The organism is Bradyrhizobium lablabi (assembly GCF_900141755.1).
GTDB lineage: Bacteria > Pseudomonadota > Alphaproteobacteria > Rhizobiales > Xanthobacteraceae > Bradyrhizobium > Bradyrhizobium lablabi_A.
This window is the reverse complement of record NZ_LT670844.1, coordinates 3528048-3542864: the sequence shown is the minus strand read 5'-3', so window position 1 is coordinate 3542864 and position 14817 is coordinate 3528048. Positions and strand designations below refer to the sequence as shown.

17 protein-coding genes are annotated in these 14817 nt (G+C 62.1%); 13 read left to right on the top strand and 4 right to left on the bottom strand.

The genetic code is table 11. The features are described 5' to 3' along the window. Window positions 1–8: 8 nt before the first annotated feature. On the top strand, window positions 9–1166 hold the full coding sequence (locus B5526_RS16515; RefSeq protein WP_079539577.1) for a hypothetical protein: 1158 nt from the start codon (window positions 9–11) through the stop codon (window positions 1164–1166). A gap of 18 nt (window positions 1167–1184) precedes the next feature. Here the strand turns inward: B5526_RS16515 and B5526_RS16510 are convergent, their stop codons facing one another. After that, complete coding sequence (locus tag B5526_RS16510) at window positions 1185–1664, bottom strand: GlcG/HbpS family heme-binding protein (RefSeq protein ID WP_079539575.1); 480 nt, start codon at window positions 1662–1664, stop codon at window positions 1185–1187. A 47-nt stretch (window positions 1665–1711) separates the two neighbouring features. Further along, window positions 1712–3265 (bottom strand): hypothetical protein, encoded by a 1554-nt coding sequence (locus tag B5526_RS16505; protein WP_079539573.1) that lies wholly within the window; start codon window positions 3263–3265, stop codon window positions 1712–1714. A gap of 231 nt (window positions 3266–3496) precedes the next feature. On the opposite strand from B5526_RS16505, the gene B5526_RS16500 reads away from it, so the two are divergent. The 5 genes from B5526_RS16500 (at window position 3497) to B5526_RS16480 (ending at window position 6469) form a co-directional block, all read left to right on the top strand. Further along, on the top strand, window positions 3497–4267 hold the full coding sequence (locus B5526_RS16500) for a TenA family transcriptional regulator (RefSeq protein WP_079539570.1): 771 nt from the start codon (window positions 3497–3499) through the stop codon (window positions 4265–4267). Next, the gene (locus B5526_RS16495) at window positions 4233–4607 is read left to right on the top strand and encodes a 2Fe-2S iron-sulfur cluster-binding protein (RefSeq protein WP_244562309.1); all 375 of its coding nucleotides are present in this window, start codon (window positions 4233–4235) and stop codon (window positions 4605–4607) included. Before B5526_RS16500 ends, B5526_RS16495 begins: the two co-directional genes overlap by 35 nt. Window positions 4608–4654: 47 nt before the next feature. Then, window positions 4655–4963, top strand: a complete 309-nt coding sequence (locus B5526_RS16490; protein ID WP_079539566.1) for a ferredoxin — start codon at window positions 4655–4657, stop codon at window positions 4961–4963. 23 nt (window positions 4964–4986) lie between these two features. After that, window positions 4987–5352, top strand: a complete 366-nt coding sequence (locus B5526_RS16485) for a 2Fe-2S iron-sulfur cluster-binding protein (RefSeq protein ID WP_079539564.1) — start codon at window positions 4987–4989, stop codon at window positions 5350–5352. Between the two features lie 241 nt (window positions 5353–5593). Next, on the top strand, window positions 5594–6469 hold the full coding sequence (locus tag B5526_RS16480; protein ID WP_079539561.1) for a GntR family transcriptional regulator: 876 nt from the start codon (window positions 5594–5596) through the stop codon (window positions 6467–6469). A gap of 96 nt (window positions 6470–6565) precedes the next feature. Here B5526_RS16480 and B5526_RS16475 read toward each other — a convergent pair whose 3' ends face one another. Then, window positions 6566–6988: a DUF1905 domain-containing protein gene (locus tag B5526_RS16475; protein ID WP_244562308.1), complete on the bottom strand. Its 423-nt coding sequence runs from the start codon at window positions 6986–6988 to the stop codon at window positions 6566–6568. An 81-nt stretch (window positions 6989–7069) separates the two neighbouring features. Here B5526_RS16475 and B5526_RS16470 point away from each other — a divergent pair, with 81 nt between their 5' ends. The 4 genes from B5526_RS16470 (at window position 7070) to B5526_RS16455 (ending at window position 11181) form a co-directional block, all read left to right on the top strand. Then, window positions 7070–8434, top strand: coding sequence for an FAD-dependent oxidoreductase (locus B5526_RS16470; protein WP_079539559.1), 1365 nt, complete (start codon window positions 7070–7072; stop codon window positions 8432–8434). A gap of 24 nt (window positions 8435–8458) precedes the next feature. Then, on the top strand, window positions 8459–9463 hold the full coding sequence (locus tag B5526_RS16465) for an ABC transporter substrate-binding protein (RefSeq protein ID WP_079539557.1): 1005 nt from the start codon (window positions 8459–8461) through the stop codon (window positions 9461–9463). Window positions 9464–9578: 115 nt separating this feature from the next. Continuing rightward, window positions 9579–10352, top strand: coding sequence for an ABC transporter ATP-binding protein (locus B5526_RS16460; RefSeq protein WP_079539543.1), 774 nt, complete (start codon window positions 9579–9581; stop codon window positions 10350–10352). Further along, window positions 10345–11181 carry an ABC transporter permease gene (locus tag B5526_RS16455; RefSeq protein WP_079539541.1) on the top strand — a complete coding sequence of 279 codons (837 nt, stop codon included), beginning with the start codon at window positions 10345–10347 and terminating at the stop codon, window positions 11179–11181. The genes B5526_RS16460 and B5526_RS16455 overlap by 8 nt, the downstream gene beginning before the upstream one ends. A gap of 137 nt (window positions 11182–11318) precedes the next feature. Here B5526_RS16455 and gtdA read toward each other — a convergent pair whose 3' ends face one another. Then, window positions 11319–12359: a gentisate 1,2-dioxygenase gene (gene gtdA, locus B5526_RS16450; RefSeq protein WP_079545050.1), complete on the bottom strand. Its 1041-nt coding sequence runs from the start codon at window positions 12357–12359 to the stop codon at window positions 11319–11321. A 95-nt stretch (window positions 12360–12454) separates the two neighbouring features. On the opposite strand from gtdA, the gene maiA reads away from it, so the two are divergent. The 3 genes from maiA to B5526_RS16435 are packed head-to-tail and all read left to right on the top strand — an operon-like array spanning window position 12455 to window position 14779. After that, window positions 12455–13087 carry a maleylacetoacetate isomerase gene (gene maiA, locus B5526_RS16445; RefSeq protein ID WP_079539539.1) on the top strand — a complete coding sequence of 211 codons (633 nt, stop codon included), beginning with the start codon at window positions 12455–12457 and terminating at the stop codon, window positions 13085–13087. Next, a complete protein-coding gene (locus tag B5526_RS16440) occupies window positions 13077–13589 on the top strand; it encodes a MarR family winged helix-turn-helix transcriptional regulator (RefSeq protein ID WP_079539537.1) in 513 nt (170 codons plus the stop codon). Before maiA ends, B5526_RS16440 begins: the two co-directional genes overlap by 11 nt. Beyond that, complete coding sequence (locus B5526_RS16435; RefSeq protein WP_079539535.1) at window positions 13589–14779, top strand: 3-hydroxybenzoate 6-monooxygenase; 1191 nt, start codon at window positions 13589–13591, stop codon at window positions 14777–14779. The genes B5526_RS16440 and B5526_RS16435 overlap by 1 nt, the downstream gene beginning before the upstream one ends. Window positions 14780–14817 lie beyond the last annotated feature (38 nt).

Below are 14817 nucleotides of genomic sequence, written 5' to 3'. Positions count from 1 at the left end.
GGCTCACTATGGACGGTCATATCTTCCGGCAATCGTCATCGTATCGCCAGGGTCTGGTGCTCGGCCTGACCATGGCCGAGATCGTCATCCTTTTGATCTTCTGCCTCTTGATCACGATGGCCACGTTCCTGAAGAGAGAACAGACCAGACGGCAGGAGGCCGAAGAGCAGGTCCGTGTCGAGCGGGTGGACAGCATGGCCGAGCATAATCTGATCATGGCGATCAAACAGAACCCGGAGCTCTATGAGCGGCTTCGCTCCGAGGTCTCGAGTTCGGCCGGCGCCAAGGCCGTGGATGAATTTTGGCGCGAGCTCGTGGAAAGCCGCAATGCAATGGCCGAATTGAAAAAGGGCGGCCTGTCGGAAAAGGATATCAGCGACCGGCTCGCCAATGTGGATCGGCTCAATTCCAGGGGCATCAGCGTGGAAAAGGCGCTGCGCGACGCGGAGATCGTCGGGAGTATCGAAAAAATCATGCCGGAGCTTGCGAAGCCTTCAACGACGCCGCAAATGATTGCAGACGCGATTGCCAAAGGGCTTTCCGCTGGCAACCAACCGGCCCATCAATGGCCTCCCATCATCAGCCTGAGCGAAGCCGGCGGATATTTCTTTGAGACGGGAAGCGCGGAGCTGTCGCCCGAGTTTCGCGACAAGCTGATAACTTCGACGCCCGAGGAAATCGCCGCGCTGATCAAAAAGTATGACGTCGATGTCGTCGAAGTCGTCGGCCACACCGATGAACAGCCGGTGGGTTTGCGGCAATCAAACCTCGATCGTGATCTGGTGCCGGTTCTGAAGAATTACGCCGACGTCGCCAGTCTCGTCCCGGCCGACAATGCGGGGCTCGGGCTCGCCAGGGCGGTATCCGTGGTCAGCGTGCTAAATCGGTCGCCGCTGCTTTATGGATACAAGCTGATCCCTTTGTCCGGCGCGCAACTTGTCAATACCGACGAGACGCTCGCCGTCGACGGCTTTTTTTCCGGTGACATCCGCGAGCGGCGGCGAATTGAAATTCGATTGCGTAAATCGACGCCGCACGATGTGCCGCTCGACGCGTCGTCGGCGCCGGTCGCGCTGACACGACCGCCGCCGCCGCGTCCCAAGCCGCTGTTTCCGACCATCAGCCGACCGTACGCCGCGCCGCAAAATCTGATGCCCATTCGTTGAGGCGCCGCTGCCCGTCGATCACATCTTGATGTCGGCCTGGACCAGAACGTGATGCTTGTTCGGCGCCAGCAACTCCTGCAGGGCCTGCAGGGCCGCGACGCCGCAGGCGGTGTCTTGCTCGCCGTTGCCGCCGCTGAGGCCGATGCCGCCGACGACCTCATCGTCCACGACGATCGGAAAACCGCCAACAAACACGGCAAATTTGCCTTCGAAACTCCACTGAATGCCAAAGGCTTCATTGCCCGGAAGCGCGGGGCCGCTCGGCGCCTGGTTGAACAAGTGGGTCGAGCGCTTGTGCCCGGCCGCGGTGAAGGCCTTGTTCCAGGCGATCTGGGGTCCGGTCAGGCGCGCGCCGTCCATCCGTTCGAGTGCCAGCGGATAGCCGCCTTCGTCGACGACGCATACCGTCTCCGGCACACCGATCTCGAAGGATTTACGGATGGCGGCGGCGACCATGTGGCGCGCTTCTGCGAGCTCCAATTTGATCGAAGGTCTCATTCGTTATACCCGGCGGTTCGCACTGCGAATGCTGATGATGGCTGGCTCTAGCTCCAGAACAGGACGGCGCAGACGGTCGATACGAAGAGACCGGCCAGCACGGGTAGCAGAAGGGCGCGGACCGTGTCGAGCACCGACACGCGAGCGAACCCCGCCACCGCGATCAGCGACGACCATGCGATCAAGGTGCCTCCGCCGGTCCACACCGCGCCCATCTGCCCGACGGCGCACAGCGTGGTCACGTCAAGCCCGACCGTCGGTCCAAGCGCGCCCGCCAGCGACCCCGTGAGCGGGAGGCCGGCGAAGCCGGAACCATCGACGCCGGTGATCATGCCGACCAGCAGCACGCCAAATGCCACCAGCACGTGATTGTGCGGAATCCATTGCTGGGCGTTCTGGATCAAGTTGAACAGCAACGGCGGCGCTTCGCCGACCGGGACGTTGAGAACGCCGGCAGCGAGATCGCCGCCTGCTCCCATGAAAAAGAAGCCTGCGATCGGAAGAACCGAGCCCATCGCCTTGAAGGCGAAAACGAAGCCGTCGGTGATATGGTCGGCACAGACGTCGAGGCTCTTGCGCGGACCTTCGGCGGCCAGCGTCGCCAGAATCATCAGCGCCGCACCCATGCCGCCGACCAGCGCGGCCGCGTCGCCGCCCTTGAGTCCCGGCAACCCGCGGCCAGCGCCCAGTTTGGGCAATACCATCACCGCGATCACGGCCAGGAATCCGAGTGGAGTGAGAATGGCGAAGAATTTCGACCAGTAGGCGCGCCGCTTTCCGACGGGCAGCTCGGTCCTGATCTGGGCATCGACCGCGAGTGGTTCTTCATAGCTGGCACTGGTACCGCGCGCGATCTCGGCCTTGTCGAAACTGCCGGCGGCTTCCAGGCGTTCGAGTTCACCCGTGCTCGATTGACGCTGCCAGCGCAGCAGCAACGCTTCGCTGCCCGGACGAATAAGTTTGCGAATGGAGAAATAGGCAAGCAGCAAGGCAACGCCGCCGGTGATAAGTGACAGCGCCAGGGCGCGGTCGGCCACTGCTGCGGCGCTGATTGCGGCGCCGGCAGCCTTGGCGCTTATGCCGGGGGCAACGCCGATCACATAGTCCGAGGACAATGCCATGCCCTGACCGGCGATCGCGATCGCCATCGCGCCGGCGATCGGCGGCAGCCCGGCGATGATCGCGGCGGGCAACAGCACCGCCGACACCAGCGGAACGGCGGGCGTCGGCCAGAAAAACAGCGAAATCACATAGGTCACGGCAGAAAGCACAAAGAAGGCGGTGTGACCATTCGTCATCACCGTCCGGAACGGCTGCACCATGAGAACGTCGGAGCGCAGCGACTTCAGTGCGTTCAGGAGCGAGGTGATCAGCGCGATCACGAGAAAGATGTTGAACAGCTCCTTGGCCGCGACGAAGCTGGCATTGAAGATGCTTCCAAGCGCACTCACCGGGCTGTGCGTCCATACCAACGCCACGGCGAAGGTGGCAACGATGGAAGGGACAACCACGTTGGCGCGCAGCACCATCGTGAGCACGACCGCCAATACACCTGCGAGATAGACCCAATGGGCGGCGGTGATCGTGACGTGCTGACTCATGTATCCCTCGCCGAATGGAACCGGACTGCCGAGCTTACGGCCAAAGGATTGTATACTGTATTCTCGAACGCAAGCGATAATTTGTGATGCGGTGCGCCAAAGAATGGTCAAATGACTGCACAAGCGCCTGCGATATGAGCAGGTCCGCCGATTGACTGTTCTCGTATAAAGTATACAATTTTGGTGATCCAATGCCGCCTCGACCAGCCATGTCCACAAAGGAACGCGACCATGCCTGAATTGATGAACCATGTGGAATTCCGCACCGCTCTCGAAAATGCGATCAAGGGCAAGAGCGCCAACAAGGCCCCGTTCAGCATCGCCTGGGCAAGCGGCAAGCTGAGCCGGGCGCATCTCGCAAGCTGGGCTGAGAATCATTACCACTATGTCGGGCCGTTCGCGGACTATCTGGCCTATGTCTATGCCCGGATGCCGGAACGGTACACCGAGGCCAAGGACTTCCTGCTGGCCAACATGTACGAAGAAGAGATTGGCGGCGACCGCCATACCGATCTCCTGATCCGTTTTGCCGAAGCCTGCGGCACGACGCGCGCGCGCGTCATCGATCCTGACAACATGACCGCCACCACGCGCGGCCTGCAGAGCTGGTGTTATGCGGTGGCGATGCGCGAAGATCCGATCGTCGCGGTCGCCGGTCTCGTGGTCGGTCTGGAGTCGCAGGTGCCGTCGATCTATCGCAAGCAAACGCCGACCCTGCGCGAGAAGTACAAATTCACCGATGAGGAAGTCGAATTCTTCGATCTCCATATCGTTTCCGACGAAATCCATGGCGAACGCGGCTATCAGATCGTTCTTGAGCACGCCGATACTGTCGAGCTGCAACAACGCTGCCTGAAAATCTGCGAAATAGGGGCGCAGATGCGGCTACTGTACACCACCGCGCTTTATTGGGACTACGTCGCCAAGGACGTTCCGATCAGCGAGATCGAGAACGTCGAGCGCAAAGTTGAGCAAGGCGAGCGGCAATTGCTGCAGGCTTGATCGGGTGCCCAAGGTAACCCTGCATCGCGACGGTCACGCCTATCACGGCGAGGTGGCAGCTAACACAAATCTGGTCGTGAAGGCGGGCATCAGGCAGTTTCCTTATCCTCATCTGCGATATGGATGCGGGATGGGGAAGTGCGGAAAATGCGCCTGCCGTGTCCTTAAGGGAGCCGAGCAATTGCCTGAGCCGAACTGGAAGGAAAAGAGGCGGTTGGGTCCGGGACTGGATGAAGGCTACCGGCTGATTTGTCAGCTTTGGCTCAGCCACGATGTAGAACTCTTGCAAGACGAGATCCCGATCGAGCCCTCGGCACCCGCGGCTCTTCAAGGCTCCTGACCGCGGCGAGCGGTCCGGCGCGTTGCCAATGACAATGAGGAATTGCCATGTATGTCATTCTGACAAGCAAGCCCGGACAATTCAGGACCGAGACCGTCAGGGGTCTTCGGCCGCTCGAGGCTTACGACTATCTGTTTTACGGGCATACCAAAGCGCACTTCGTGATCGCGGAACTGCTTGAAGAGCGCACCAAGATCCGCGTCGTCGAAGACGACACCGCGATCGTCAACGATGTGCCTGTAAAATTCCTGGAAAAATTCGAGACGACCGAGCAGGCGCTCAAGGAGCTGCAGCACCTCACGACGTTCGGCCACATGGACACCGAGTTGCGCAAGACGGCGCTGCCTGCAAGCTGAAGTGTTGTCAGCCGGTCACCGACATGATTCAAGTCACATTCCTGACGAACAACGGCAAGGTGGCGAGCGCGCCGGAAAACAGCAATCTGCTGCGGGTTTCGTTGCGCGAGCAGGGCGGGATTCCATTCAAGTGCGGCGGCGGACTATGCGGCACCTGCAAATGCAGGATAGAGCAAGGCCTTGAGCACACCGATGCCATCAAGCCCAAAGAGCGCAAACATCTGACCGAAGAGCAATTCAAGGCCGGTTACCGTATGGCCTGCCAGACCTTCCTGAACGGCGACGTCAGTGTCTCCTGGGTGCCGCTGGCGGAGCGTCGTGCCGCGGCCCCCCGCAGCGAGCCGGACGTAGCGGCAGTTGCACCCCCGCCCGATGGACCGGCGCAATAGGTTACCATGGACAGTCACATAGCCGGGCAGCCGGCACGGTTACCGGGAATGAAGCCGAATCCTATGGCGCGCTCAATGGCGCATTTGATGCGATCCGCTGAACTGTGCGCAAGGAAGGCTATGCGTATCGACCGGATGGCATATGGGGCGGATTGCAGTAAACTGGCGCGCGCTTCAGAATCGTCTGCGTTGTTGTGCTTGTCTCGACGGCGGCCGATTGATTTTTGGATAGGTTGACGACATGGCGCTCACGATCGGAACAGCGAAGCGTCGACTTGGCGAGGCCCATTCCCCGCTTCACGACCAGGTGGTGGCGGAGCTCCGCCAGGCCATCTTGTCCGGGCGATTGAAGCCAGGCGAACGTTTGATTGAGGGCCGTCTTGCCGACGAACTGGGGGTCTCCCGCAATCCGGTGCGCGAGGCGATCCGTGCGCTCGCCTCCGAGGGTCTGATCGAAGTAACCGCGCGTCGGGGCGCGGCGGTAGCGACGATGACGGAGCAGGAGGCACGCGAGACGATCGAATTGCGGGCCCTGCTCGAGGGGCAGAACGCCAGGCTCGCGGCGCGCCGGCAGGACAAGCAGATCATCAAGCGCATCGAGGCGGTGCTGAGCAAGGGAAATGCGGCAGTCGCGGCCAAGCGTTTTGAGCAGTTGTTCGATCTCAACCAGCGTTTCCACAGCGAACTCGCCGCGGCCGGACAAAATACGGTTCTCGGGGATCTGCTGCAGAAACTGCGTGAACGGACCGCGATGCTGTTCGCGCCGATGGATCCGGGCCGGCAAGCCCGCTCCTGGGAGGAGCACGCGGCGATCTTGCGCGCGATCATCAAGGGCGACGAGCGCGCCGCCGCTACGCTTGCAGCCGAGCATGTGATGCGCGCCGGGATGGATTTCCTGGTCGGGCTCAATAGCGGTGGGGACGCCCCGTTGCTTTTGCTTGCTGAACAGAGAGACGAGCAGCGCAAGGACATTTCTCAGGGAGCTTCCACGCCACGCCGGCAGTCTCAGCAGAATGTGCTACCTGCCAACAGAAAAACGCCATCCGGAGGTGCGCCCCAGCCACCCGGCCGCAAGCGCGGCAGCCGGCCGAGGGCAAAAGCGACAGCATCATCGTGACCCGTTCACGATCGATCTCTGTTGATCACAAGACAGCATGAGGGGAGTATGAGGTGGGTCTGCTCGGCGGTGGGCCTGCGGGCATCGCAGCCGCCATCACCTCCGTTCCCGCGCCATCAGCCGCACGGTTACGATATCGCCGGTCTTCTTGCCGAGGAGCTGGCGGGTTTCCGCCTTGACCGGCAGCTTGTGCACCCCGCCGCCCATCGCCATGAACGCACTCCGGAAGGGACGCCCGTCAATCGTGCCCTGAACCTTCACCAGGCCGCGGGTTTTGAAGAACGTGGCCGATTCAGGCCAAATAACGTAGTTCCAACCGCCTTTGGCGGGGCTTTTCTGAAGTTGCGCGGTGAATTGAACCTTTATCGCCTCTTCCTTGGTTGCCATCTGCCGAACCTCCTTGGCGGGCCAATCCTCGACAGGATGACGAAATTGGCGGATGAAATCCGACAGCGGCACGCGGTCTATTTTGTTGCGGCAGGGCCAGAGCTTGCAAACCATGCAGGCGACAAAATACAAACAGCGCGCTAGTCCTTTGGCGCGATGGCTAAAATCGGTCCGCCGGGGCATGATCCCCGCCCACCATCCGGGAACCCCAACTTGCCCTCCAGGTCAATCGAAGAACCCGCGCGCCAGGTGCCGCTCTACGGCGAATATGAAGTCGCGGTGCTCGGCGGCGGACCTGCGGGGATCGCGGCCGCGGTCGCCGCGGCGCGTGCCGGCCGCCGCACGCTGTTGATCGAGCGCTACGGCTTTCTCGGCGGCATGGGCACGGCGGCGGGGGTGACGAATTTTTGCGGGCTGCATGCCAATGTGCATGGCGAGATGCATCGCGTGGTGCAGGGCATCGCCTCGGAGTTTTTGGCGTGCATCGATCGGCTCGATGGGCTCAATGCGCCGCATCTCATTCTCGGGAAAATCCTGGCGCAGGCTTACGACACCGCGGCCTACAAGATCGCGGCCGACGACCTGCTTACCGCCCACAAGGTGGATATTCTTTTCCACGCACTCGGCGCGGGCGTCGTGATGCATGACGAGAGGCGCATCAACGCGCTGATGGTCGAGACCAAGGCCGGCCGGCAGGCGATCACGGCGGATATTTTCATCGATTGCTCCGGCGACGGCGATCTCGCGGCCTGGGCCGGCGCGCCTTATGAGGTCGGCGACAATGCCGGCAGCATGTTGTACCCCTCGATGATGTTCCGCCTCAACGGTATCGATCCGCAAAAGGCGGGCGAAGCCTGGCGGACGATCCCGGCGCTGATGGAGCAGGCGGAAGCCAGCGGCACGCATCACTTTCCGCGCAAGGCCGCGATCGTGCGGCCGCAGCGTTCGCAAATCGAATGGCGGGTAAACTTTACCCAGCTCGCGCGCGAAGACGGCACCGCGATCAACGGGCTCGAGCCGGATGATCTCACGCGCGGCGAGATCGATGGCCGCCGGCAGGCGGTGCAGGCGTTCGAGTTCCTGCGCACCGTGCCGGGGTTTGAAAAATCCTACATCGTCGATCTGCCGCCGCAGCTCGGCATCCGCGAAACGCGGCGCGTGGTCGGCGGCTACATGCTCTCCGGCGAGGACGTGCTCGGCTGCACGTCGTTTGCGGATTCGATCGGCGTCAATGGCTGGCCGATGGAATCCCATGTCGCGGGCGACGTGATCTTCAAATTTCCGCCGATCCCGGAGTCGCGGGGGTTTAATGAATTGCCGTATCGGATGCTGGTTCCCGTTGGTCTCGACAATCTGCTGGTGGCCGGGCGCTGCGCCTCGATGACCCATGATGGCCAGTCGGCGGCGCGCGTCTCCGGGGCCTGTTTTGCGATGGGCGAAGCGGCGGGAACGGCGGCGGCGCTGGCGCTCGGCGGCAATACAATTCCGCGCGACATTGCCGTTGAAAAATTGCAACGACAGTTGAAGCAACAGGGCGCGTTTATCGGGCAGGATCAGGCGATCCCTAAAGGGTTATAATAAATAACAGACGGAGGAAACTGGATGATGAGGGTTGCACGGCTCGCCTTGGCGGGCCTGCTGATGATCGCGGCGAGCGGGATCGCGCGGGCGGATGATTTGCTGAAAGCGAAAGTCGGCGTGCTGCGCCTGTCGTCGTCCGCGCCGGTGTTCATCGCGCAGGACAAGGGCTACTTTCACGAGGCCGGGCTTGATGTCGACCTAAAGTTCTTCGACGCCGCGCAGCCGATCGCGGTCGCGACCACTTCGGGCGATATCGATTTCGGGGTCACCGCGTTCACCGCGGGGCTCTACAATCTCGCCGGCAAGGGCACCTTGAAAGTGATCGGCGGCATGAGCCGCGAGAAGGCGGGGTATCCCTTGATTGGATATTTCGCCAGTAACAACGCCTACGCTGCCGGTCTCAGGACGCCGAAGGATCTCGCCGGCAAGCGAGTGGCGGTGACGCAGGTCGGATCCAGCTTTCACTATTCGCTCGGCCTGCTCGCCGACAAATACGGTTTCAAGCTCAGCGAGACAAAAGTGCTGCCGCTGCAATCGCTGTCGAACGCCGCCGCCGCCTTGAAAGGCGAGACCGTCGATGCTGCATTATTGCCGGCCTCGACCGCGCGCAAATTGATCGACGACGGCGGAGCAAAACTGCTCGGTTGGGTCGGCGACGAGACGCCATGGCAATTGGGCGCGGTATTCGCCTCGCCCAAGACACTGGCTAACAAGCCGCTGGTGACAAAACTTCTGGCAGCGCTCGCGCGCGCCGATCGCGAATATCACGACGTGATCCTCGCGGCCGTCGCCGACGGCAAGGCGCCGATCAACGAAGCGACAAAGCCGCTATTGGAGATCATCGCCAAATATACCAATCTGCCGGTCGAGCAGGTGGTCGGTAATTGCGCCTATATCGACCCCGACGGCAAGCTCGACGTCAAGAATGTCGCCAACCAGGTCGAGTGGCTGCAGGCGCAGGGCTTTGTCGACAAGGGATTCGGTGTCGACGCCATCATCGCCAAGGATTATGTGAAGCCGGATTGATGCTGATATAAATTGAAGCCGTCATTCCGGGGCGATGCGAAGCATCGAACCCGGAATCTCGAGATTCCGGGTCTGGTGCTAACGCACCATCCCGGAATGACAACTTGGACACCAAATGGACCTGATCGCCGACCATATCAGTCACGGTTTTGGCGCCCTCGACGTGCTCGACGACGTATCGTTCACGGTCGGCGCGGGCGAGGTCGTGGCGATCGTCGGACCGTCGGGCTGCGGCAAGAGTACGCTGCTCTCGATTCTGGGCGGGTTATTGCGAGCGAGTGCGGGGTCGGCGGAATGGCGCGGCGCGCCGCCGCCGGGAAGCTTCAATCCGCTGACGTTTGTGTTCCAGGATTTTGCGCTGCTGCCCTGGTGCACGGTCGAAGAGAACGTCGAATTTCCGCTCCTGCACACGGGCCTCGCTATACCCGAGCGCCGCGCGATCGTTGACGACGCCTTGCGCCGCACGTCGCTCTCGGACTTTCGCGGCACCTACCCAAAACAATTGTCCGGCGGCATGCGCCAGCGGGTCGGCATTGCCCGCGCGCTCGCGGTGCGGCCCGCGATACTGTTGATGGACGAGCCGCTGTCGGCGCTGGATTCGCAAACCCGCGAATTGCTGATGGAGGATTTTGTCAGTCTGCTCGCCGATGGCTCGATGGGCGCGGTCTATGTGACGCATAATCTCGAGGAAGCGGTGCGGCTCGCCGACCGCATTGTCGTGCTGTCGCGGCGGCCCGGCCGCATCCGCGAGGTCGTCGCCATTCCGCTGACCCGCGACGAGCGCGGCGACATCAATGCCCGCGGCAAACTGCTTTCGTTGCAAAGCGGGCTTTGGTCGCTGATCCGCGAGGAGGCGATCGATGCCGAGCGCGAGGTCCAGCATGCTTGACCGCGCGCCAACCTCAAAAACCTCAGAGCCGACCGATCGCGAAACCGCGACGCGGCCGGTCGCCTTTCGGGGCGCGGGGTTCATGCCGAAAGCCGGCCGCTATTCCGGCTGGATCGCATTGGCGCTGGCGCTCGGGCTTTGGCAACTGGCCGGAAGCACGCGTCTCGTCAATCCGCTGTTCCTGCCGCCGCCGACCGCGATCGCGCGCGCGATGTGGCAGCTCGCGATCTCGGGCGCGCTCTGGCAGCATCTGGCCTATTCGATCATGCGCATCGGCATCGGATGGATTTTAGGAACTATCGCCGGCGTCATTACAGGCTTTGCGATCGGGCTCTCCAACCTCGCGCGCGGCGTCGGCATCACCTTCATCTCGGCGCTGTTTCCGATTCCCAAAATCGCGCTGCTGCCGCTGCTCATTCTCTGGCTCGGGATCGGCGAGGAACCAAAAATCGCCACCATCGCGCTTGGGGTGTTCTTCTCCACCGCGATCTCGGTCTATAGCGGCGTCGACAATGTTCCGCGCAATCTGATCCGGATGGCGCAGAGTTTTAACGTACCGTTTCACGCTATCGTCCGCCGCGTGATCTGGCCGGGCGCGCTGCCCTCGATCCTCGCCGGTTTTCGTATCACCGCGTCCGTCGCGCTGCTATTGGTAGTCAGCGCCGAGATGATCGGCGCCGAATACGGCATCGGCGCCTTCGTGCTGCAGGCCGGCAATCTCATGCAGACCGATCAGCTCTTGGCGGGGGTAGTGATATTATCGCTGTTCGGGCTGGCGGTGGGGAAGCTGATCAATCTCTTGGAAACGCGCTTGCTGCACTGGCGCTGAGTCTTCTCCCTCGCCCCGCTCTTCGCGGGGAGAGGGTCGGGGTGAGGGGCTCTCTCCACGCATTCGGACTCGCGGATAGTCCCCCTCACCCGGCGCTGCGCGCCGACCTCTCCCCGCAAGCGGGGCGAGGTTATCCCTCACGCATTCCCGCGATCTTCGCGGAACAGGTCCAGCTTCTGCTGCACCGGGCGATCCGAGAAACTGAACAGCACCGAATCCTCGTCGGATTCGTGGGTGACCCACTGCCAGCTCGGCACCACGAACAAATCGCGCGGGCCCCATTCAAAGGTCTGCTCGCCGATCCGGGAACGGCCCTTGCCTTCGATCGCGGCGAACACGGTCGCATCCGTCGCGCGATAGCGCGCGGTTTTGAATCCCTTCGGCAGCAGCTGAATAAAAGTGCCGATGGTCGGCATCGCGAAATCGCCCGTTTCGGGATTGGAGAATTTCAGTTTCAGGCCGTGGCAGGCGTCCCACTCGTTGCGCACCTTCGCCTGCTCCAGCGCCTCGCGCGTGTAGGAATAGGGATAGTTGAAGATCGGCGACGTCTTCGATTTGCGCTTCCCGTCGACCGGCAGCAAATTGTGGCCATAGCGCGCAAAACTGTCGCCGGCGGGGCGGCTGATTTTTTGCTGATCCTCGTTGGAGCCTTCCGCGAAGGAGGCGTCGAAGAACTGCACCATCGGAATATCGAGGCCATCGAGCCAGAACATCGGCTCGTTGGTCTCGTTGGAGTGATCGTGCCAGGTCATCGACGGCGTGATGACAAAATCGCCCGGCGCCATCGCCGTGCGCTCGCCATCAACAGCGGTATAGGCGCCCTTGCCCTCGAGCACAAAACGCAGCGCCGACTGGCTGTGCCGGTGCGCCGGCGCGACGTCGCCGGGGATCACCATCTGCACGCCGGCAAACAGCGAGGTCGTGATCTTCGACTGACCGCGAAGGCCGGGGTTTTCCAGCACCAGCACCCGCCGCTCGGCTTCCTTCGCGGTGATCAGCTTGCCCGCTTCGGTCATATAGTCGCGGATGGCGTCGAATTTCCAAAGATGCGGGCGGCAGGCGCTCTTCGGTTCCGGCGTGATCAGATCGCCCATCACGTTCCAGAGCGCGGAGAGATTTTCGCCGTCGATCTTCTTGTAAAACGCCTCGCGTTCTGGCGTCTTCTGTACGGCTTCCATGGCGGCCTCCCGGTTCTTGTTGCTTCTCGAGATTGACAGCATACTTACAATATGTCTAGCGTCAAGCAAGCCAGAAAAAATCGAGGGAGGCTCCCATGAGGCTGCACGGCTATTTCCGCAGCAGCGCATCCTACCGGGTCAGAATTGCGTTGAATCTAAAGGGACTAGGCGCGGAGCACCTGCCGCATCACCTTCGCAAGGGCGAACAATGCGCGCCCAGCTATCTGGCGATCAACCCGCAAGGGCTGGTTCCGACATTGGAAAATGACACCGGCGCGATCCTCACCCAGTCGCTCGCCATCATCGAATGGCTGGACGAAACCCACCCCGAACCGCCACTCCTGCCAAAGGACCCGCTGCGCCGGGCCAAAGTCCGCGCCTTTGCGATGGCGCTCGCCTGCGACACCCATCCCGTTCAGAACCTGAAAGTGCTGGCAAGGCTGCGGCAGCTCGGATTGCCCGAGGAGCAGGTCACGGGCTGGGCGGCGTGGGCCAATCGCGAGGGGCTCGCGGCGTGCGAAACGCTGATCGCCGAAGAGCCGGGTCCGTTATGCTTTGGCGCTGATCCGACCATCGCCGATCTCTGCCTGGTGCCGCAGTTGGCCAATGCGCGGCGATTCGGTGTCGATCTCGCCGCGTTTCCGCGTCTCCTGAAAGCCGAGGCGGCCGCAAAAACCCTCAAGGCGTTCGCGGACGCTGCACCGGAGCGGCAGTCCGATGCCGAATAACAAGACCCAACCGGTGACGATGGACGCGGTCTATGACGCGCCGGGCTATCTGTTCCGGCGCATGCAGCAGATCGCGGTCTCGATCTTTGTCGAGGAATGCCGGGATCACGACCTGACGCCGGTGCAATTCGCCGCACTGGTCGCGATCCACACCCATCCCGGCATCGATGCGACGCGGCTTTCCGCCGTGATCGCCTTCGACCGCTCGACGCTCGGCAATGTGATCGAACGGCTGGAGACCAAAAAATACATCGAGCGAAAGCCGTCGCGCGAGGATAAACGAATAAAACTGCTTTATCTGACCAAGTCAGGCTCGGCGCTGTTGCACGACATCATGCCCGCGGTCGATCGGGCGCAAGCGCGGATGCTGCAGCCGTTAAAACCGGCCGACCGCAAGGCGCTGATGGCGCTGTTGACGCAGTTGGTCGATCTCAACAACGAGGCGTCGCGGGTGCCGCTGCGCGCCGAGGACGCTCTTGAACATCTCGGGAAATCCGGCTGATGGGATTTTTGGGCACGCATCCGGTCCTGATCGCCGGCGGCGGCATCGGCGGCCTGGCCGCGGCGCTTGGACTTGCGCAAAAGGGAATTTCTTCGGTTCTGCTCGAAAAGGCATCCACGCTGGGCGAGATCGGGGCCGGCATCCAGCTCGGCCCGAATGCGTTCCATGCCTTCGACTATCTCGGCGTCGGCGAAGCCGCGCGCGGCATGGCTGTTTATATCGATCAGCTCCGGCTGATGGATGCGCTGACGGCCGAAGAGATCACCCATGTCGATCTGCGCGACGCCTTCCGCGCCCGCTTTGGAAATCCCTACGCGGTGGTGCATCGCGGCGATTTGCACGGCGTGCTGCTAAAGGCCTGTCAAAACCATGATCTGATCGATCTGCGCGTGAGCTCCGAAGTGCTCGGCTACGATCAGGACGCCTCGTCCGTGACGGCGCGGCTTGGCAATGGCGAGCGCGTCACGGGATCGCTGTTGATCGGCGCCGACGGGCTGTGGTCGAACATCCGCAATACCGTGATCGGCGATGGGCGCCCGCGGGTTTCCGGTCACACCACTTATCGCTCGGTGATTCCGACCGACGAGATGCCGGAAGATCTGCGCTGGAACGCGGCGACGCTGTGGGCCGGCCCGAAATGCCACATCGTGCATTACCCGCTGTCGGGCTGGAAAGTTTTCAACCTCGTTGTGACCTGTCACAACGATGCGCCGGAACCGGTGGCGGGAAAGCCGGTGTCAGACGAAGAGGTGATGCAGGGTTTTGCGCATGTGCACGCGCGTGCGCAAAACATCATTCGCCACGGCAGGAACTGGCGCCTCTGGGTATTGTGCGACCGCGATCCGAACGAGCGCTGGGTCGACGGCCGGGTCGCGCTGCTCGGCGACGCCGCCCATCCGATGCTGCAATATTTCGCGCAAGGCGCCTGCATGGCGCTGGAGGACGCGGTGTGCCTGTCGCATATGCTTTCGACACATGAGGATCACGCCTTAGCCCTCCAGCATTATCGCGCGCAGCGCTTTCCGCGCACCGCGCGCGTGCAACTATTATCCCGCGCCATCGGCGAGCACATCTATCACCCCTCAGGAGAACACGCGCGACTACGCAACGCCATCATGCGCGCAAAATCGTCGGAGGATTATTACGGCGATCTGGCGTGGCTCTATGGCGGGACAGGGCTGGGGAGCTGATCTTACCTCTCCCGCTTGCGGGGGAGGTCGACGCGCGG